Source organism: uncultured Microscilla sp. (assembly GCF_947493425.1).
Classification (GTDB): Bacteria; Bacteroidota; Bacteroidia; order Cytophagales; family Microscillaceae; genus Microscilla.
Map to the genome: position 1 here is coordinate 1 of NZ_CANLRP010000427.1, position 778 is coordinate 778.

Sequence of the window (778 nt, forward strand, 5' to 3'; positions counted from 1 at the left end):
TAAACGCTAGATCAGGTAGTTGCCTGAAGATCAGGCAATGCCTGTGGGGGCTACCGACTACTAACTCCGGACTAATACTCAATTACGAATGAGGGAATTACGAATTACGAATGGTCGCAAAGCCACTATGGTCTACCGACTACCAACTCCGGACTAATATACGAATGAACGCGAAGCAACTACGGTCTACAGACTACCAACTCCGGACTAATATTCAATTACGAATGGGTCAATTACGAATTACGAATGAACGCGAAGCAACTACGGTCTACAGACTACCAACTCCGGACTAATATACGAATGAGCGCGAAGCCACTATGGTCTACAGACTACTAACTCCGGACTAATATACGAATGAGCGCGAAGCGACTATGGTCTACAGACTACTAACTCCGGACTAATATACGAATGAGCGCGAAGCGACTATGGTCTACCAACTACTAACTATGGACTAATATTCAATTACGAATGAGAGAATTACGAATGAGCGCGAAGCGACTATGGTCTACCAACTACTAACTATGGACTAATATTCAAATGGCTTTGCCCAATTCGTAATTCGTAATTGAACAATTCGTAATTAAAAGGGCTTTGCCAAACTCGTAATTAAAATACCTTGACCAACCCATAATTACCCCTATTTCTTCTTCATAGTTTTTTGAATGCTTCCCATAATTTTGAGTAATTCATCGCAGTCATTGAGCAACGAGTTGCGTAAGTTGGGCGGGAGATAATGACTATCACCTAATAGACGAATCCAGTAGTGAGTCTCACGCGC

General features: G+C 42.4%; 1 protein-coding gene. It reads right to left on the reverse strand.

The window, feature by feature from the left end:
• Positions 1-637: 637 nt before the first annotated feature.
• The coding region (locus Q0954_RS34175) for a four helix bundle protein (protein ID WP_299466637.1) at positions 638-778 on the reverse strand (141 nt) is incomplete at its 5' end.